We start from the raw sequence: 18,506 nt of genomic DNA, 5'->3' as shown, positions 1-18,506 counted from the left end.
TTTCGCTAGAATCAACTCTAGCCAGTCACTAGAGTAGGCTCTAGCGAATGGCCGACCCTGTCAAGCGCCCGCGAAAATCTGGCACCCCGGCAGAGCGAAAGTCCGGGACCCGGGCGGAGCAGGCGCGGGCCACCCGGCGCCGGATCGTGGCGGCGGCGGCCGAGCAATTCGTCGCGCACGGTTACGCGCCGACCCGGCTCGACCAGATCGCCGAGCAGGCCGGGGTGGCGGTGCAGACTGTCTACTTCCACTTCGCCAACAAGCGCACCCTGCTCAAACAGGCCCTCGACGAGGCGGCGGTCGGTGACGACGAGCCGGTGCCGCTGCTCGACCGGCCGTGGGTGCGGCAGATCCACGCGGAGCCCGACCCCCGGCGGGTCATCGCGCTGTGGCAGGAGGGCGGCCGGTCGATCGTCGAGCGGGTGGCGCCGCTGATGCGGGTGGTCCGCGGGGCCACCGGCACCGACCCGGAGCTGGCCGCACAGTGGGCGGTCAATCAGGAGCAGACCCGGACGGCATACGGCGCTCTGGTCCAGCTGCTCGCGGAGCGGGGCGCGCTGAAGCCCGAGCTGGACGTCGAGCAGGCCCGGGACATCGCGTTCGTGATCGGCAACGTCGAAACGTATCTGCAGTTCAGCGATCTGTGCGGGTGGACCCCGGCGCAGTGGGGGCAGCGGACGGCCACGCTCCTCGCCGCCACCCTGCTGCCCGCGGGGTGAGCACCGGTCAGGCCGGCACGGGCACCGGGTTCGGGGTGAACCGCCGGTACCGGTGCAGCTCCAGCAGGACCCAGCCCATGCTGACCCCGCCGACCACGATGTACGCGATCTCGGTGCCGAAGCTGTCCCACGCCGCGTGCAGGCCGACCGCCGCCAGGAAGGTCAGCACGAACCCGAACAGCCGCCGCAGACCCGGCGCGGCGGCGAACGCGAACAGCGCGCCGCTGGTCAGGCCGGTCCAGGCCAGGTGCGCGGCGGGGGCGGTGACGCCGCGGACGAAGAGGGTCTGCTCGACGTCGCCGATGTTGCCGTTGGAGGCGAGCAGCGCGCTGAACCCGTACCCCATCGTCTCGAGCGCGGCGAAGCCGGCGCCGCTGGCGACCCCGATCACCAGGCCGTCGGCCGGCGTCGGGCGCCGGCGCCAGAGGAAGGCCAGCGCGACCACGGGCACCAGCAGCTTCGCGGTCTCCTCGATCAGGCCGACGAACACCATCGGGAGCACGCCGAGCTTGTGGAGCGCGTCGTACTCCAGCCAGCCGGCCGCGACCACGCCGATCACGCCGCCGAAGAACGCGGTCACCGCGAGCGTGGACGCCGGGACCTGCCACCGGCCGGAGCGGCCCTGCGCGAAGGTCAGGAACGTCGCCGGGGCGATGCTCGCGCCGAGCAGGATCATCGACGGCACGTAGTTGAGGTTCTGGGTGTCCACCAGGGTCACCAGCACCAGGACGAACAGCGCCACCCCGATCAGGAGTACCGGAACCCACGCCCATCGGCGCCACGCGGAAGTCATGCCGGTGAGTATTCCCGACCACGCTGACCTGCAAAAGCTTGTGCACAGTGGCGGGTCGGCGCGGCTTCCAACAGAACCGCACATTTGTAATCGCATATTGACGTGTTCGATCAGCGGGCGTAACTTCCGAAACATAGATGACACGACGTCGGTCGATGTCATCCGCTCCCATCCCCCTCCGCGAGGAGCACCTTCGCCATGCCAAGAAAACGCTCTCTCACGCTGCTCGCCGCGGCGGCGATCAGCCTGATCGCCGGACTGCTCGCCGCACCCACGCCGGCCAGCGCGGCCGGCACCCTGCCCTGCGACATCTACGCCGCGGCCGGCACCGCCTGCGTCGCCGCGCACAGCACCACCCGCGCGCTGTTCGGCGCCTACAGCGGCCGGCTCTACCAGGTCACCCGGGCCTCCGACGGCGCCACCCACGACGTCGGCACGCTCGCCGCCGGCGGCTACGCGAACGCGGCCGACCAGGACGCCTTCTGCAACGGCACGACCTGCCGGATCACCAAGGTCTGGGACCAGAGCAGCCGGCACAACGACCTGACGGTCGCGCCGGACGGCGGCGCCGGCAGCGGCGACCGGGGCGCGGACGCGAGCGAGATCGCGGTGACGGCCGGCGGCCACAAGGTGTACGGACTCTGGGTCTCCCCCGGCGTCGGCTACCGCTACAACGGGGTCGCGTCCGGCGTGGCGGTCAACGGCCAGCCCGAGGGCGTCTACATGGTGGCCAGCGGCACCCACGTCGGCTCCGACTGCTGCTTCGACTACGGCAACGCCGAGTCCACCCCGTACGACACCGGCAACGGCCACATGGACGCCGTCAGCATCGCCACCACCTGCTACTTCGCGCCGTGCCAGGGCTCCGGCCCGTGGATCGAGGCGGACCTGGAGAACGGCATGTTCCAGGGCGCCAACGGCTCGAACCCGAACCCGGGCAACAGCTCGCCGTTCGTCACCGCGGTGCTGAAGAACAACGGCCAGACGACGTACGCCCTCAAGGGTGGAAATGCCCAGTCGGGTGGCCTGAGCACGTGGTGGAACGGCTCGCTGCCGACCGACAAGCAGGGCTACAAGCCGATGCACCAGGAGGGCGGGATCATCCTCGGGATCGGTGGCGACAACAGCAACCGCAACCGGGGCACCTGGTTCGAGGGCGCGATGACCTACGGCTACCCGACCGACGCGGCCGAGAACGCGGTGCAGGCCAACGTGGTCGCCGTCGGCTACGGCGGCCAGACGAACGTGCCGAACGGCCCGGCCGGCACGGTCACCGGCCCCGGCGGCAAGTGCGTGGACGTGGCCGCCGACGACACCGGCGCGAACGGCGCCGCGGTGTCCCTGTGGGACTGCCAGAACTACGCCGAGGACCAGCACTGGACGCACTTCCCGGACAACTCGCTGCGCACGCTGAACCGCTGCCTGGACGCGACCGGCAACGGCACCGCCAACGGCACGCTGCTGGAACTGTGGGACTGCAACGGCGGCGGCGCCCAGAAGTTCGTCCAGCAGGCCGACGGCTCGCTGCGCAACCCGCAGTCCGGCCGCTGCGTCGACTCGCCGAACGGCAACACCGCCAACGGCACCCGGCTGCAGCTGTGGGACTGCAACGGCGCGGCCGCGCAGAAGTTCGCGGTCAACGGCGGCGGCGTCACGGCCGGCCCCGGCGGCAAGTGCGTCGACGTGGCCGGTGACGACAACGGCGGCAACCTGACCGCCGTGCAACTGTGGGACTGCCAGACCTTCGGCACCGACCAGCACTGGTTCCACCAGTCCAACGGCGCGCTGCGCACCCTGGGCCGCTGCCTCGACATCAACGGCAACGGCACCGCCAACGGTACGCAGGTCGAGCTCTACGACTGCAACGGCGTCGCCGGCCAGGTCTGGCAGCAGCAGGCCGACGGCTCCCTGCGCAACCCGCAGTCGGGTCGCTGCCTGGACGCCCCGAACGGCGCCACCACCAACGGCACCCGCCTGCAGATCTACGACTGCAACGGCTCGGCCGCCCAGAAGTTCGCCCTGTCCTGACCGTTGCTCATCGAAGGCCGGCGTGCGTCGCACGCCGGCCTTCACCGTCTCCGGTCGGCCGTCGGCCCACAGGCCCCAAGTTGAACGACCACATGACAGGGTCCGCGGAGTTGGCCAACAGCAGTCGATCTGCGCAAGCACCCGGCCCATCGCAAGAATGAACTGACCCCGCATCAACCGCACCTCGACTTCAACCCAAATGCTGGCTAATTTTGTCAAGCCAGTTGTGATGATCTCAAGGAAAAATAAAATCGGCGCCGAAGTCCGGCGTAGCGCACTCCTCAACCTCATCATCAACGGCACCTGATGACCGAAAATGCCGTGTCCGATGTAGAAACGGAGTTCCCCTGCACCCACTCACTCCGGCTCGTTCAGACACTGGCTAATTTTGTCAATTTGGTCATCTGGCTGCCCTCCACCCCAAACTCCGTTGAACTACAGTCCATACAGTGTCATTGGAGGAAGTGACAGCACACATACATCAATTACGCTCACCGGGCAAGCGGATCAAGAAGCGATCTCAGGTCTCTCACCACAAGAGATCTAGGGGTCGCCGGCGAGTTTCCTACCGACTTGCACCTCGGCATCCACCCGCCCGGCCAAGAGGAGAATGCAGTGGTGATCCCCCCGACTCCTGACGCTTCGGCAGAGGAAACAACGGTCGTAAAAATTACGGTATACGGTCCACAGCTCGACGAGGACAAGATCAGCAAGTTGATCCGGGCGTCTGCCGACGGCATTACATTGTCCACTCCAGAGATCACCACGATCTGGAACGGCGCCCGACTCCGCAGCAGATCGTTGAGTGGATTGCGAACCGCAACAGAGAACCGCCTCGAGCCGGGCGACCCGCGCCAGCTCGAAAATTTACAGATCCGCGCCGGCGACGACAGACACAAAGTGGCCGTCGACATCGATGCACAGTCGGCCGTCATCACCATAGAGTCGGCCGACAGCGCCTGGGCAATCGGCCGAGGAGAGCAATTCCGTAAAATTCTCCGATACGCCGACGGCTCGCCCGAACTGCGCCGATGGTGCACCGCACGGCTGTCCGGCGCCAGTCTGCTGACTTCAACAATGATCGTCGTACTGCTGGCCACAGCCGGAGTTGTCGACGGCCGTCCTAGCTCGGTCGCGACAGCCGCACTGACCGTCATCGTCAGTACGATCGTCGGCTTCTTGATCGGCCGCTACCGGGAACGAGGCAACCAAACCGTTCTGTGGATCGATGGGCCGATACCGGGCCACGGCTGGACCACGTGGACCGTCGGGGAACGGGCCGCCGTACTCGCACTGCTGGTCACCTCATGTTCGCTGGTCGCCAACATTCTCAGGTGACACGACAACCAAGCGCGCGAGTCGCCCCGAAAACACCTGCTATACCCGATCAGGGCATCGGCAGATTGAGCCCGCGGTCAGCCATGGATCGCGCTGAGCAAAACCACCGACGCCCAAGAAATCGGACTTTCGAGCGGCAAGATCCCGTACGTGCACGTTATGACAGCGACATCGGCCTGAGCAGCAGGGCTTCTACCAGCTGACCGCCCGATCAGGGTCAGCAAACTTTCGCGGAACACGCCGGCAAGCATTCGCGGCCTCCCAAAGCAGGCGCGGAGAGGCCCTTAGAGCCAAACCGGGCTAGCGCAAAGACCGCCCCTGAACGCCGCCGGTTTCGGTCGGCAACCTGGGAGTTTCGGCGTGAGTAACCCCTCGCAGGGGCGCTACCAGGGTGATTGGCCGTCGATGAGTTTCTATTCGTAACCTGGCTGACATCTTGCCGAAAACGTTTTCGTAAGGAACGCTGGCCTCCGAGGTGACCTGCACCCCCGGTCCGGAGAAGTCAGCCCGGGCCGTGGCCGCCTCGGGAAAAGCACCCTCGATCCGCCCTCCCGGCGGCCGATTCCGGCTGTCCGGAAACGCCGCGCACCCTCCCGCACCGCCGCACGGAAGGGGTCGACTCCCCGCGTATAAATCGACACTTATCGATAGAAAGGCGATCCCCCATGCCCCTCTCCCGGCGCACCCTGCTGATGACCGGCGCCGCCGGCGCGGCCGGCGCGTTGTTGCCCACCCCCGCCCTGGCCCGCCCGGACACCGGGGTCTCGGCCTACCCGTTCCCGCTCACCGCGGTCCGGCTCGGCGCCGGCCCGTTCGCCGACAACGCCGGCCGGACCCAGGAGTACCTGCGGTTCCTCGACGCCGACCGGCTGCTGCACATGTTCCGGGTCACCGCCGGACTGTCCTCGTCGGCCACCCCGTGCGGCGGCTGGGAGTCCCCGGCCACCGAGCTGCGCGGGCACTCGATCGGGCACGTGCTCTCCGCGCTGGCCCAGGCGTATGCGAGCACCGGCGAGGCCGCGTTCAAGACCAAGGGCGACTACCTGGTCGCTCAGCTCGCGCTCTGCCAGAAGCCGAGCGGCTACCTGTCCGCGTACCCGGAAAGCTTTTTTGATCGTCTCGAAGCGGGGCAGAGCGTCTGGGCGCCCTACTACACGCTCCACAAGATCGTGGCGGGACTGCTCGATCAGTACCAGCTCGCCGGGAACGCGCAGGCCAGGACGGTGCTGGAGCGCAAGGCCGGCTGGGTCCAGAGCAGAAACAGCCCGCTGACGTACGCCCAGCGCCAGCAGATCCTGCGCACCGAGTTCGGGGGCATCGGCGAGACCCTGTTCAACCTGTACCAGGTCACCGAGAACGCCGCGCACCTGACCACGGCGCAGTACTTCGACCACGCCCAGATCCTCGACCCGCTCGCCGCGAACACCGACGCGCTGGCCGGGTTCCACGCGAACACGCAGATCCCGAAGGCGATCGCGGCGATCCGCGGGTTCCACGCGACCGGCACCACCCGGTACCGCGACATCGCGGTCAACTTCTGGAACTTCGTGGTGCGGCAGCACTCGTACGCGATCGGCGGCAACTCCAACGGCGAGTACTTCCAGACGCCGAACCAGATCGCGAGCCAACTGTCCGACACCACCTGCGAGTGCTGCAACTCGTACAACATGTTGAAGTTGACCCGGCAGTTGTTCTTCACCGATCCGGGCCGGGCCGCCGAGTGGATGGACTTCTACGAGAAGGCGCTCTACAACCACCTGCTCGGCGCGCAGAACCCGAGCTCGGCGCACGGTTTCCACTGCTACTACGTGCCGTTGCGGGCCGGCGGGATCAAGAGCTACAGCAACGACTACGACAACTTCACCTGCTGCCACGGCACCGGGATGGAGACGAACACCAAGTTCGGCGACAGCATCTACTTCGTCAACGGCAACACGCTGTACGTGAACCTGTTCATCGCCTCCACGCTGACCTGGCCGGGGCGCGGGATCACCGTCCAGCAGGCCACCACGTACCCGGAGACGTCCACGTCCCGGCTGACCGTGACCGGCGCCGGGGCGATCGACCTGCGGATCCGGATCCCGTCGTGGACCACCGGCGCGCAGGTCCGGGTCAACGGGACGGTGACCGGCACCGCGACACCCGGCACGTACCTGGCGATCAACCGGACCTGGGCGAGCGGCGACACCGTCGACATCAGCCTGCCGATGGCACTCACTCAAGAACCAACCCCGGACAACGCGACGGTACGGGCGGTGAAGCACGGGCCGATCGTGCTCGCCGGCCAGTTCGGCACCCAGAACCTGACCGCGCTGCCGACCCTCGACCCGGCCTCGTTGCAGGCCACCGGCGTGCCCCTGGAGTACACCAGCGGGTCGGTGCTGCTGCGGCCGTTCTACAAGACGCACGGGCAGCGGTACTCGGTCTACTGGACGGTGACCGGAACGCCGGCCGCGGAGATCCACTACCCGTTCGACGAGGCATCGGGCAGCACCGTGCTCGACACCGGGGGCGGCGGGCGCAACGGGACGCTGGCCGGGAGCGCCACCCGGACGGCCGGGCGCGCGGGCAATGCGGTGCTGCTGAACGGCTCCACCGCGTACGTCAATCTGCCTTCCGGAATTGTGAGCGGCGCGACCTCGTTCTCCATCGCTTTCTGGGTACGGGTCGACGCCGCCACGACGTGGACGCGCGTCTTCGACTTCGGCAGCGGCACCGGCTCGTACCTGTTCCTGACGCCGCGCAGCAGCGCCGGCACCGCCCGGTACGCGATCACCACCGGAGGCGCCGGCGCCGAGCAGCAGATCAACGCCCCGGCCGCCCTGCCCACCGGGGTGTGGACGCACGTGGCGGTCACCCACACCGGCAACCTCGGCGTGCTCTACGTGAACGGCGCCGAGGTGGCCCGCAACAGCGCGCTCACCGTCCGGCCGAGCGCGCTCGGCGCCACCACCCAGAACTGGATCGGCCGCTCGCAGTACGCCGGCGATCCCTACCTCGCCGCGGCCGTGGACAACTTCCGGATCTTCAGCCGGGCGCTGTCCGCGTCCGAGGTTTCCCAGGTTCAGTAGCAGAGGAGCCCAGATGTCCGTACGAAAATGGGTGGCTGCCGCCTGCGGCGTGATCACCGCGGTCGCCGCGGTGGCCACCCCGGCGGCCGCCGCCAATCCGATCATCACCGCGATCTACACCGCCGACCCGGCCCCGCTGGTCGTCGGCAACACCATGTACATCTACGCCGGGCGCGACGAGGCGCCGACCGGTGGCACCAACTTCGTCATGCGTGAGTGGCACGTGCTGTCCTCCACCGACGCGAATACCTGGACCGACAACGGCGCGAAGGCGAACATCGGCACGTTCGCGTGGGCCGGGGCGGACGCGTGGGCCGGCGAGGTCGAGCCGCGCAACGGCAAGTACTACTGGTACACCTCGGTCAACGGCAACGGCGCCGGGTGGATGGACATCGGCGTGGCGGTCGGCAGCAGCCCGCTCGGGCCGTTCACCGACGCCAAGGGCGGGCCGCTGATCAGCGACAGCACGGCGAACTCGTCCGGGCTGAACATCGACCCGACGGTGTTCGTGGACGACGACGGCCAGGCCTACATGTACTGGGGCGGGTACTGGGGGCCGCGCGCGGTCAAACTCGGCGCCGACATGATCAGCACGGTCGGATCGGTGGTCACACCGTCGGGGCTCACCAATTACTGGGAGGCGCCGTGGATGTTCAAACGCAACGGCACCTACTACCTGATGTACGCGGCCAACGACACCAACGGCTGCGTGACCAATTCGAATTACGCCTGCCAGCGGTACGCGACCGCGGCGAATCCGCTGGGGCCGTGGACCGAGCGCGGGATCGTGCTCGGGCAGGTGTCGTCGACGACCAACCACGCCGGGATCGTCGACTTCAACGGCCAGTCCTACCTGGTCTACCACACCGCGGACGCGCCCGGCGGCGGTAATTTCCGCCGGTCGGTGGCGGTGGACAAGTTGTACTGGAACGCCGACGGCACGATCCAGAAGGTCATTCCGACCGTCGGTGGCGGCAGTTCCGGCAGCGGCACCAATCTCGCACCGAATGCGACGGCGTCCACCTCCTACGTGTCGTCGTGGGAGTCGCTGGCGGCGATCAACAACGGCGGCACACCGGCGAATTCACAGGACAGAACCAATTTGGCGTACGGCAACTGGCCGCAACAGGGCACGCAATGGGTCGAGTACCAGTGGCCCACCGCGCAGTCGATCAACAAGTCGTCGATCTACTGGTTCGACGACAACCAGGGCATCGACCTGCCCGCCTCCTGCAAACTGCAGTACTGGAACGGCAGTGCATATGTTGACGTATCAATGCAGTCAACATGTGGAGTCTCCGGCAATGTTGAGAATGTCGTCAACTTCAGTCAAGTCAACTCAACACGTCTACGTCTGCAGGTCACCTCGCGCACCGGCTACTCCACCGGCATCCTCGAGTGGAAGGCGTTCCAGTCATGAGGCGCGCCTACGGTATGACCCTGCTCCTGGTCGCGGCCGTGCTCAGCCTGCCGGCGACGGCGGCGCAGGCCGCGCAGACGATCGGCCTGCCCACGTTCAGCGGCTCGGCGATCCCGCAGCCGCCGGTCGCCTACACCACCGGCGACACCATGAAGGCCATCTACGACGCGGAGTCCGGCGGCACCGACTTCTGGATGGACCGCCTGCTCACCCGCACCGGCAGTGACCCGGCCGGCAACTTCCTGATGACCCGTGGGCGCGCGGCGTTCATGTACACCTACAACCCGGCGGTGATCGGCTTCGGCGGGAACGCCGCCTACTGGGACAACATCAGCAGCCAGAACGCGTACGCGGTGACCGCCTCGCCCGGCACGTTCACCGAGCAGGCCGCCCAGCGCAAGCAGACCCCGAGCTATGCGAAGACCGTGCACACCAGCGGCACGCTGCGCGTGGAGGCCACCCGGTACATCACCAACAACAACGTCCTGGTCACCAACCTGGCGGTGGTGAACTCCGGGACCGCGTCGGCGACCGTCACGCTGAACGCGACCTCGCCGTACGCGACCACGGTCAGCGGCACCGAGCTGACCGGCACCCGCGCGGTGAAGAACAGCCTGACCACGATCTACCCGCGGTTCTCCGGGGACGGGTTCACCGCGGCGAGCGGCGCGCTGTCCCGGTCGGTGACCGTCGCGGCCGGGGCCACCGTCACCACGAAGGTGCAGCTGGGCATGGTCGCGACCGAGATCCCGGCGTCGCTGACCGACTACAACACCTACCGCGCGTTGAGTGCGGCCGACGCGTTCGCGACGCACGTGCGGGCGTACAACAAGTGGTGGGCCGACAACGTCCCGTACATCGACGTGCCGGACCCGGCGATCAAGAAGAACATCTACTACCGCTGGTGGCTGATGCGCTTCAACTACCTGGACGCGGACATCCCCGGGCAGGACTTCCAGTTCCCGCAGTCGGTCGAGGGCGCGACCGGGTACAACAACGCGATCGCGCTGACCCAGCCGATGCACATCGACGACCTGAAGTACCTGCGCAACGCGGAGTACTCGTACGGGCCGTACCTCGCGGTCGGGCAGTACTCGGCGAACGGCCGGTTCGTCGACAACCCGGGTGACCCGGAGAACTGGTCGAACTCGTACACGCAGTACATCGCCGAGGCGGCGTGGCGGGCGTACCAGATCCACGGCGGTCAGCCGGCCATGCTGAACAACTTCGCCCGGTACGCCGAGGGCGACGCCAAGGGGCAGCTGGCCACCTACGACACCAACAACAACGGCGTGATCGAGTACGACTGGGGCGCGATGACCGGCAACGACGCCGACGCGGTGTCGTTCCACTGGAAGGCCGGCAACCTGGACCGGGCCGAGACGGCGTACGTCTGGTCCGCGGCGAACGCCGCCCGGGACGCCTACACCCTGGCCGGGAACACCGCAAAGGCGACCGAGATGCAGACCCTCGCCGACCGGATCAAGAACGGCGTGGTCACCACCCTCTGGAACCCGGCCGACCAGTTGTTGGAGCACAAGCACGTCGCCACCAACACGTTCGTCCCCTGGAAAGAGATCAACAACTATTATCCGTACGCGGTGGGGCTGATGCCGAACACCGCCGACTACCGTCAGGCGCTGCGGCTGTTCGCCGACCCGGCGCAGTACCCGATCTTCCCGTTCTACACCGCGAACCAGGTCGACAAGGCGGCCGCCGCGGCCGCCGGAAGCCCGGGCAGCAACAACTTCTCCACGATCAACTCGACGGTGCAGTTCCGGCTCTACTCGTCGGTGCTGCGCAACTACCCCAACCAGTGGATGAGCGCGGACGACTACAAGAAGCTGCTCTACTGGAACACCTGGGCGCAGTACATCAACGGCAGCACCGACTGGCCGGACGCCAACGAGTTCTGGGCGGACTGGAACGGCAGCGCGATCACCTACCGGTCCTGGATCCACCACAACATCCTGGGCAGCAGCAACTGGACGATCATCGAGGACGTGGCCGGGCTGCGCCCGCGCAACGACGCGCAGATCGAGCTGTCCCCGATCAACATCGGCTGGCCGAACTTCGCGGTCAACAACCTGCGCTACCGCAACGCGGACCTCTCGGTGGTCTGGGACGACCCGGCCGACGGGGTGGTCAAGTACAGCGGCGTCCCGCAGGGCTACTCGATCTTCCTGAACGGGACCCGGGTGGCCACGGTCAACCAGCTCACGCCGTTCACCTACAACCCGGCGACCGGGGCGGTCACCTTCCCGTCGGGCAGCAGCGGGACGGTCGCGTACAGCGCGGCGTTCTCGTCGCTGCAGGCGCCGCAGAACGTGGTGCTCGGCGGGGACCGGATCACCGACGTGTTCGCCAAGGCCGGGGTCGACCTGACCTCGACCGCCACCAACCTGGCCGCGGGGGCGACGACGTCGGCGTCGTACACCGCCTCGGGGACGACCACCGCGGCCGCCGTCGACGGGCTGCCGACCAACTCGCCGCTGTGGGGTAGTTACGGCAGCGCGAACGCGACCGACTGGTACGAGGTCAACTTCGGCTCGGCCAGGACGGTCGACGAGGCCCGGCTCTACTTCCGCAACGACCGGGCCACCAACCACTACCGGCCGCCGTCGGCCTACACCGTCCAGTACTGGAACGGCTCGGCCTTCGTCGCCGCGACCTCGCAGGTCAAGTCGCCGGCCGCGCCGCAGTCCAACTACAACAAGGTCAACTTCACCCCGGTCAGCACGACCCGGCTGCGGATCCAGGTGACCCAGCCGACCGGGACCGCGAAGACCGGGCTGACCGAGCTCAAGCTGTACCAGCGGGGCACGGTCGTACCGCCGGTGTCGTCGAACCTGGCGCTGACGGCGACGCCGAGCGCGTCGTACACCTCGTCGTGGGAGTCGGTGGCCGCGCTCAACGACGGGATCGACCCGCCGTCGTCCAACGACACGGTCAACCCGCGCTGGGGCACCTGGCCGAACACCGGCCAGCAGTGGGCCGAGCTCACCTGGCCCACGGCGCAGACCCTCAAGTCGGCCCAGGTCTACTTCTTCGACGACGGCCAGGGCATCGACCTGCCGGCGTCCTGGAAACTCCAGTACTGGACCGGCACCGCGTATGCCGACGTGCCGTCGGCGAGCGGCTACCCGGTGGTCGCCAATCAATACAACGAGGTGACCTTCCCGCAGCTCAGCACGACCCGCCTGCGGGTGGCCCTGACCAGCGGGACGGCCTCGGTGGGACTGCTGGAGGTGAAGGCCTTCGGCTGATCGGAGCCCGGTGGCGGGCCTGCTCCGGCAGGTCCGCCACCGGGTTCGTTCATCCTCACCGGACGATGCGCCGCCGCGGCCGTGACCGAACTCTTGACGTCATGGCGAAGCACAAACAGCCGAGCGAGGAACGGCCCGCTCCGGTCCGCATGACGGAGAAGGAATACCAGCGGAAACTACGAGTGCTGCACGGCGAGCTCGTCGCGATGCAGCAGTGGGTGAAGGCCACCGGAGCCAAGATCTGCATCGTCTTCGAGGGTCGGGACACCGCGGGCAAGGGCGGCACCATCAAGGCGCTCACCGAGCGGGTCAGCTCCCGGGTGTTCCGCGTCGTCGCGCTGCCCGCCCCGACCGATCGGGAACGGTCCCAGATGTACCTGCAGCGCTACGTGCCGCACCTGCCCGGCGCCGGCGACGTGGTGATCTTCGATCGCAGCTGGTACAACCGGGCCGGCGTCGAACGGGTCCTCGGGTTCTGCACCGAGGAGCAGGCCCAGCAGTTCCTGGCGCTCGTGCCCGGCGTCGAGCGCGCGATCGTGGACTCCGGCGTGATCCTGGTCAAGTACTGGCTGGAGGTCAGCCCGGAGGAGCAGACCCGGCGCCTGAAGAACCGGATCAACGACCCCCGCAAGACCTGGAAGCTGTCCGATCTGGATCTCGAGTCGTACAGCAAGTGGCGGGACTACTCCCGCGCCCGGGACGAGATGTTCAAGGCGACCGACACCGACTGGGCGCCGTGGTTCATCGCCGGCACCGACGACAAGCGGCGCGGCCGGCTCAACGTCCTCACCCACCTGCTCAGCATGGTGCCCTACGAGCCGACGCCGCACCGGGACGTGAAGCTCCCCCGGCGATCGGTGAAGGACGGGCACGCGGAACCGCCGGTCGGCGGCCGGCTCATCCCCACCCCGTTCTGAGTGCCCACCCCACCTATCGAAGGAGTACCGCGTGTTCAACGACAACGGATCGTTCCTGCTGGCGACGATCGAGTTCTTCATCTTCTGTGCCTGGTTCATGTGCCTGTTCTGGATCTTCGGCGACCTGTTCCGCAGCCGGGACCTCGGCGGCTGGGGCAAGACGATCTGGTCGCTGTTCCTGATCTTCCTGCCGATCATCGGGTCGCTGGTCTACGTGATCGCCCGGGGCCACGGCATGTCCACGCGTTCGATGGAGGCCCAGGCCGAGATGCGGGCGCGGCAGGACGACTACATCCGGTCGGTCGCCGCCAAGGAGACCGCCCCGGCGAGCGCCGCCGAGCAGATCACCTCGGCCAAGGCGCTGCTCGACTCCGGCGCCATCGACACCGCCGAGTTCGAGCAGATCAAGGCCGAGGCGCTCGGAACCCGCCCGACCACAGCCCGCTCTTGAGGTGAAGCCTGGTTGAGGTATCAGGATGGGTCCATGACCGCGATGGACGAGACCCTGGCACCGCTGGACCAGCAACAGACCGTCGAGATCACCACGATCGGGCGCCGGAGCGGGCAGCCACGACGGATCGAGACCTGGCGCTACCGGGCGGCCGGCCGCTACTGGCTGACCGGCAGCCCGGGGTCTCGCGACTGGTACGCCAACGTGCTGGCCGACCCCGCGTTCACCATCCACCTGAAAGATCAGGATCTGAGGGTACGCGGGCGGCCGGTCACCGATCCGGACGAACGCGCCCGGATCTTCGGCGAGATCGTGCCGGCCCTCACCTGGGCCGGCACGCTGGAGAGCTGGATCGCCGGGAGCCCCCTGGTCGAGATCCGGCCCGCGTGACCGCGGAGAGCGCTCCCATCGTCAGATATCGTTGATCCATGCAGGAGCGACGTCCCAGACTGGCCGACGTGGCGCGGGTCGCCGGGGTGTCGAAGACCGCCGCGTCCCGGGCGATCAACGACGGTTACGGCGTCTCGGAGGAGGTGCGCCGCCGGGTGCTCGCGGTCGCCGACCGGCTCGGCTTCGAGCCGCACGGCGCGGCCCGCGCCCTGGCGACCGGCCGGGCCCGCACCGGCGTCCGGGAGCGCATCGAGATCCTGATCGTCGACCCGGACCCGCAGGCGCTGAGCGCGAAGCCGTTCTACGGCCGGGTGCTGACCGGGGCGGCCCACGCGCTCGCCGGGCAGGACGTCGCCCTCGAAGTGAAGCTGGTCCCGGCCCCGCCGCCGGCCGACCCGGACCCGCCGTTCGGCCGCGTGCTGATCAACGTGCCGGCGGCTCCCGGTGCGGCCTACGCCCGGCGCGGCCGCACCATCGCGCTGGGCGAGTCGGCGCCCGGCGTCCCGTTCGTCGCGCCGGACAACGAGAGCGGCGGCCACCAGGCCGCCGTCCACCTGGTGACGACCGGCCGGCGCCGGGTCGGCGCGGTCTTCGGCCCGGACACGCCGTGCGCCCGGGAACGCCGGGCCGGCTTCCTGCGGGTGATGGCCGGCGCCGGGCTCACCGTGGTCGCCACGCACGGCGACTTCACCCGGGCCACCGCCTACGCCGCGGCCAAGGACCTGCTGGCCCGCGAACCCCGGCTGGACGCGGTCTTCGCCGCCTGCGACGTGTCGGCGATGGGCGTGCTGCAGGCGCTGCGCGAGGCCGGCCGCCGCGTGCCGGACGACGTCGCCGTCGTCGGCTTCGACGGCAGCGCCCTGGCCGAGGCCGCCGACCTGTCCTCGATCTTCATGCCGGTCGAGGAGGAAGCGGCCTCGGCGATCCGGCACCTGCTCGACCCGGCCCTGCCCCCGCCGCCCCGCCTGCCCACCGCCCTGACCGTCCGCGGCTCCAGCTGACCGGCCCACCCGCGGCCCGGGCCCGCGCCGCCTACCGTGCGCGGAACGTGCTGCGGTAAGCGGCCGGGGTCGTGGCGTAGGCGGCGCGGAAGCGGCGGCGGAGGTTGACCGCCGAGGTGGTGGCGGCCCGTCACCTGCTGCTGCTCTCCGCGGCGGTCAGCCTGGCCGTGGTGGCCGCCCTGCTGCTGGTCCGCCCGATCCGCCGTCAGACCAGCGCGGCGATCCGGTCGGCGACCCGGGAGGCGCCGGCGCCGAGCAGGATCGTGTAGTGGTTGACGTCCGGGACGAGCTCGGCGTCGACGTCGGTGAGCTGGTCGGCGCGGTAGAGGCCCTGGTCCTCGTCCATCAGGCCGCGGGGGGCCCAGAGCAGCGGGAACGGGGCCGGCAGCGGGTCGCGGAGCATGTCGGTGGCGTCGGCGCGGATCGCGTCGACGTTGCAGGTCGAGCCGGTGCCGGTGAAGTCGCGCAGGACGTAGGCTTCCAGGTCCGCCGACCAGTAGCGACCCAATGCCGGATTCGCCGTGAAATAAGCGACATAATCCGCTGCTGACTCAAATTTCATCGAGAGTCGTCGCATCGCCGGGCCGATGACCGCCTCCAGCGCCACGTCCACCTCGACGGTCAAGGGCACACCGAGCGACACCCCACCGTCCACCATCAACACCGGCCCCACACGCCCGGGATGATGAAACGCGGTCGCCGCCACCACGAACGCCCCCATCGAGTGCCCCACCAGCGGCGCCTTCCCGACCCCCAGATGATCGAGGACCGCGACCAGGTCGTCCGCGTGCGCGGCCATCCCGAACGGCGCGGGCAGGCCGGCACTCCCCGCCCGCCCGCGCAGGTCCACCGCGACGAGATGCACCCGGCCGGCCAGCGCGCGGGCGACCGCGGCCCAGGACAGTGCGTTCGCGGTGATCCCGTGCGCCGCGACAACCACCGGCCCGGGCCCCGGCCAGCTCAGTGCCCGCAGCGTGCCACCGGCCACCGGGATCTCGATCTCCTGCACGTGCGACTCCTCAGTGAGCGGTCCAGCCGCCGTCGATGACGATCGATGATCCGGTGATGAACGAGGCCGGCGGGCTGCACAGATACGCGACGAGCTCGGCGACCTGCTCCGGCTCGATCAGCTTCTTGATCGCCGCCCGGTCCAGCATGATCTTCTCAACCACGTCGGCCTCGGGGATGCCGTTCGCGAGAGCCTGGTCGGCGATCTGCTTGTCGACCAGCGGCGTCCGGACGAAGGCCGGGTTGACGCAGTTCGAGGTCACCCCGTGCGGCGCGCCCTCCAGCGCGGTCACCTTGGAGAGCCCTTCCAGGCCGTGCTTGGCGGTCACGTAGGCGACCTTGTACGGCGAGGCGACCAGCCCGTGCACCGAGGAGATGTTGACGACCCTCCCCCAGCCCCGGTCGTACATGTGCGGAAGCACCAGTTTCACGAGCCGGAACGGCGCTTCCACCATGACCCGCTGGATCAGCGCGAACTTGTCCGCCGGGAAGTCCGGCAGCGGCGCCACCACCTGCAGGCCGGCGTTGTTGACCAGCACGTCCACCTCGGCCGGCAGCGCGTCGACCGCGTCCGGGTCGGACAGGTCGGCGCAGATCGCCCGCCCGCCGATCGCCGCGGCCACCTCCTTCGCCGAGCGTTCGTCGATGTCCACCGCGATCACCTCGGCGCCCGCCGCGGCCAGGCGTTCGGCGCAGGCGCGTCCGATGCCGCTGCCCGCGCCGGTCACCAGCGCGGTACGTCCTGTCAGGTCGAGGTCGACCACCCGTGCCGTCGTCATGCCGGTGACCGTACGGATCGGCGACCGCGCCGAGTATGTGGCCACGCCACACAAGAGACGAGAAACCCCTGTGATCAACCCGGATGGTCTACGTCACATCGACACTCTTAGCTGGTGGCCACACGAAACAGTTTCTTAACGGAAGGCATTCGATGAGGTCCTTGTCGACATCCCGGCGTGCGTGGCTCGGCGCCGCGCTGACCGTCGCCGTGGTCACCGTGAGCGGATGCGGCAGCCCGCAACAGGCGGCCGGGGACGACTCGTCGATCAACGTCGGCGTGGTCTACTCCCAGTCCGGGCCGCTGGCCAGCTACGGCGCGCAGTACGCCGAGGGGTTCAAGGCCGGGCTCGCGTACGCGACCAACAACACCGGCAAGATCGGCGCCCGCACGATCAACGTCAGCTGGACCGACGACGCCGGTGACCCGGTCAAGGCGGTGTCGGCGGCCAAGGACCTGATCGGCAAGGGGTACAAGGTGCTCGCCGGTTCGACGTCCTCGGGCGTGGCGCTGCAGGTGGCGCCGCTCGCCGCGGAGAACAAGGTGCTGTTCGTCTCCGGGCCGGCCGCGAGCGACGCGATCACCGGGGCGAACAAGTACACGTTCCGGTCGGGGCGGCAGTCGTACCAGGACGTCCTGACCGCCAAGGCCTATCTCGGCGACGGTAAGAAGGTCGTGGTCTTCGCGCCCGACTCGGCGTTCGGCAAGTCGAACGTCGACGCGGTCACCAAGGTGGTCGGCAGCAGCGCGACGGTCACCAGCATCGCCGTGCCGGCCAGCGCCACCGACTTCACCCCGTTCGCCAGCCAGATCAAGGCCGCCAAGCCGGACCTGGTCTTCGTCGCCTGGGCCGGCGCCACGGCCGGCGCGATGTGGCAGGCCCTCGACCAGCAAGGCGTGCTGACCAGCACGAAGGTCGTCACCGGCCTGGACATCCGGGCCGCCTGGGCCGGCTTCGGCCCGGCCGCGGACAAGCTGAACCTGCTCGCGCACTACTTCGACGGGGCCGCCGAGAACCCGGCCTACCAGGCGCTCAAGGCCGCGGTGCCGGGCGGGAAGACCGACCTGTTCCACCCGGACGGCTTCGCCGCCGCGCAGATGATCGTGCACGCGCTCACCGCGAGCCCGGACGACGCCGGCAAGATGGTCAGCGCGCTGGAGGGCTGGAGCTTCGACTCGGTCAAGGGCACGCTCACCGTCCGCGCCGAGGACCACGCGCTGCTCCAGCCGATGTTCCAGGCGAAGCTGACCAGCACCGGCGCGGCGCTGACCGGCACCATCGACCCGGGCGCCGCCGCGCCGCCGGTCGCCGCGATGAAGGGCTGA

General features: G+C 68.8%; 15 protein-coding genes. 12 read left to right on the top strand and 3 right to left on the bottom strand.

Annotation, left to right across the window (positions count from 1 at the left end; translation table 11 throughout):
• Window positions 1-47: 47 nt before the first annotated feature.
• Complete coding sequence (locus L3i22_RS16565; protein WP_221327859.1) at window positions 48-719, top strand: TetR/AcrR family transcriptional regulator; 672 nt, start codon at window positions 48-50, stop codon at window positions 717-719.
• A gap of 7 nt (window positions 720-726) precedes the next feature.
• On the opposite strand, the gene L3i22_RS16560 is transcribed toward L3i22_RS16565, so the two are convergent.
• Window positions 727-1,512: a PrsW family intramembrane metalloprotease gene (locus L3i22_RS16560; RefSeq protein ID WP_221327858.1), complete on the bottom strand. Its 786-nt coding sequence runs from the start codon at window positions 1,510-1,512 to the stop codon at window positions 727-729.
• Between the two features lie 198 nt (window positions 1,513-1,710).
• Here L3i22_RS16560 and L3i22_RS16555 point away from each other — a divergent pair, with 198 nt between their 5' ends.
• From L3i22_RS16555 to L3i22_RS16510, 10 genes are all read left to right on the top strand, one after another.
• Window positions 1,711-3,540, top strand: a complete 1,830-nt coding sequence (locus tag L3i22_RS16555; protein ID WP_221327857.1) for an arabinofuranosidase catalytic domain-containing protein — start codon at window positions 1,711-1,713, stop codon at window positions 3,538-3,540.
• 573 nt (window positions 3,541-4,113) lie between these two features.
• Window positions 4,114-4,878, top strand: a complete 765-nt coding sequence (locus tag L3i22_RS16550; RefSeq protein WP_221327856.1) for a hypothetical protein — start codon at window positions 4,114-4,116, stop codon at window positions 4,876-4,878.
• Between the two features lie 665 nt (window positions 4,879-5,543).
• Window positions 5,544-7,949, top strand: a complete 2,406-nt coding sequence (locus tag L3i22_RS16545; RefSeq protein WP_221327855.1) for a beta-L-arabinofuranosidase domain-containing protein — start codon at window positions 5,544-5,546, stop codon at window positions 7,947-7,949.
• A 13-nt stretch (window positions 7,950-7,962) separates the two neighbouring features.
• Entirely contained in the window at window positions 7,963-9,369 is a 1,407-nt protein-coding gene (locus tag L3i22_RS16540; RefSeq protein WP_221327854.1) for a family 43 glycosylhydrolase, read from the top strand.
• Window positions 9,366-12,635 carry a discoidin domain-containing protein gene (locus tag L3i22_RS16535; protein ID WP_221327853.1) on the top strand — a complete coding sequence of 1,090 codons (3,270 nt, stop codon included), beginning with the start codon at window positions 9,366-9,368 and terminating at the stop codon, window positions 12,633-12,635. Before L3i22_RS16540 ends, L3i22_RS16535 begins: the two co-directional genes overlap by 4 nt.
• Before the next feature lie 101 nt (window positions 12,636-12,736).
• Window positions 12,737-13,552: a polyphosphate kinase 2 gene (gene ppk2 / locus L3i22_RS16530; RefSeq protein WP_221327852.1), complete on the top strand. Its 816-nt coding sequence runs from the start codon at window positions 12,737-12,739 to the stop codon at window positions 13,550-13,552.
• A 31-nt stretch (window positions 13,553-13,583) separates the two neighbouring features.
• Entirely contained in the window at window positions 13,584-14,003 is a 420-nt protein-coding gene (locus L3i22_RS16525; protein ID WP_221327851.1) for an SHOCT domain-containing protein, read from the top strand.
• Between the two features lie 33 nt (window positions 14,004-14,036).
• Window positions 14,037-14,393, top strand: coding sequence for a nitroreductase/quinone reductase family protein (locus L3i22_RS16520; RefSeq protein ID WP_221327850.1), 357 nt, complete (start codon window positions 14,037-14,039; stop codon window positions 14,391-14,393).
• A 38-nt stretch (window positions 14,394-14,431) separates the two neighbouring features.
• A complete protein-coding gene (locus L3i22_RS16515; protein ID WP_221327849.1) occupies window positions 14,432-15,394 on the top strand; it encodes a LacI family DNA-binding transcriptional regulator in 963 nt (320 codons plus the stop codon).
• A 104-nt stretch (window positions 15,395-15,498) separates the two neighbouring features.
• Window positions 15,499-15,663: a hypothetical protein gene (locus L3i22_RS16510; protein ID WP_221327848.1), complete on the top strand. Its 165-nt coding sequence runs from the start codon at window positions 15,499-15,501 to the stop codon at window positions 15,661-15,663.
• On the opposite strand, the gene L3i22_RS16505 is transcribed toward L3i22_RS16510, so the two are convergent.
• Both L3i22_RS16505 and L3i22_RS16500 read right to left on the bottom strand, forming a co-directional pair.
• Window positions 15,600-16,403, bottom strand: a complete 804-nt coding sequence (locus L3i22_RS16505) for an alpha/beta fold hydrolase (protein ID WP_221327847.1) — start codon at window positions 16,401-16,403, stop codon at window positions 15,600-15,602. The two genes, L3i22_RS16510 and L3i22_RS16505, sit on opposite strands and share 64 nt — an antisense overlap.
• A 10-nt stretch (window positions 16,404-16,413) precedes the next feature.
• Window positions 16,414-17,181 carry a 3-hydroxybutyrate dehydrogenase gene (locus L3i22_RS16500; protein WP_221327846.1) on the bottom strand — a complete coding sequence of 256 codons (768 nt, stop codon included), beginning with the start codon at window positions 17,179-17,181 and terminating at the stop codon, window positions 16,414-16,416.
• A gap of 152 nt (window positions 17,182-17,333) precedes the next feature.
• Here L3i22_RS16500 and L3i22_RS16495 point away from each other — a divergent pair, with 152 nt between their 5' ends.
• Window positions 17,334-18,506: a substrate-binding domain-containing protein gene (locus tag L3i22_RS16495; protein WP_221327845.1), complete on the top strand. Its 1,173-nt coding sequence runs from the start codon at window positions 17,334-17,336 to the stop codon at window positions 18,504-18,506.

The sequence above is a fragment of the Actinoplanes sp. L3-i22 genome, from assembly GCF_019704555.1.
Lineage (GTDB): Bacteria > Actinomycetota > Actinomycetes > Mycobacteriales > Micromonosporaceae > Actinoplanes.
The sequence above is the reverse complement of the archived record's forward strand: the minus strand, read 5'-3'. Positions and strand labels throughout refer to the sequence as shown.

Excerpts from the sequence above, each read along its gene's own strand:
- L3i22_RS16535 (WP_221327853.1), top strand. The coding sequence starts at position 9,366 with ATGAGGCGCGCCTACGGTATGACCCTGCTCCTGGTCGCGGCCGTGCTC.
- L3i22_RS16545 (WP_221327855.1), top strand. The coding sequence starts at position 5,544 with ATGCCCCTCTCCCGGCGCACCCTGCTGATGACCGGCGCCGCCGGCGCG.
- ppk2 (WP_221327852.1), top strand. The coding sequence starts at position 12,737 with ATGGCGAAGCACAAACAGCCGAGCGAGGAACGGCCCGCTCCGGTCCGC.
- L3i22_RS16495 (WP_221327845.1), top strand. The coding sequence starts at position 17,334 with ATGAGGTCCTTGTCGACATCCCGGCGTGCGTGGCTCGGCGCCGCGCTG.
- L3i22_RS16555 (WP_221327857.1), top strand. The coding sequence starts at position 1,711 with ATGCCAAGAAAACGCTCTCTCACGCTGCTCGCCGCGGCGGCGATCAGC.
- L3i22_RS16560 (WP_221327858.1), bottom strand. The coding sequence starts at position 1,512 with ATGACTTCCGCGTGGCGCCGATGGGCGTGGGTTCCGGTACTCCTGATC.
- L3i22_RS16540 (WP_221327854.1), top strand. The coding sequence starts at position 7,963 with ATGTCCGTACGAAAATGGGTGGCTGCCGCCTGCGGCGTGATCACCGCG.
- L3i22_RS16520 (WP_221327850.1), top strand. The coding sequence starts at position 14,037 with ATGACCGCGATGGACGAGACCCTGGCACCGCTGGACCAGCAACAGACC.
- L3i22_RS16500 (WP_221327846.1), bottom strand. The coding sequence starts at position 17,181 with ATGACGACGGCACGGGTGGTCGACCTCGACCTGACAGGACGTACCGCG.
- L3i22_RS16515 (WP_221327849.1), top strand. The coding sequence starts at position 14,432 with ATGCAGGAGCGACGTCCCAGACTGGCCGACGTGGCGCGGGTCGCCGGG.
- L3i22_RS16565 (WP_221327859.1), top strand. The coding sequence starts at position 48 with ATGGCCGACCCTGTCAAGCGCCCGCGAAAATCTGGCACCCCGGCAGAG.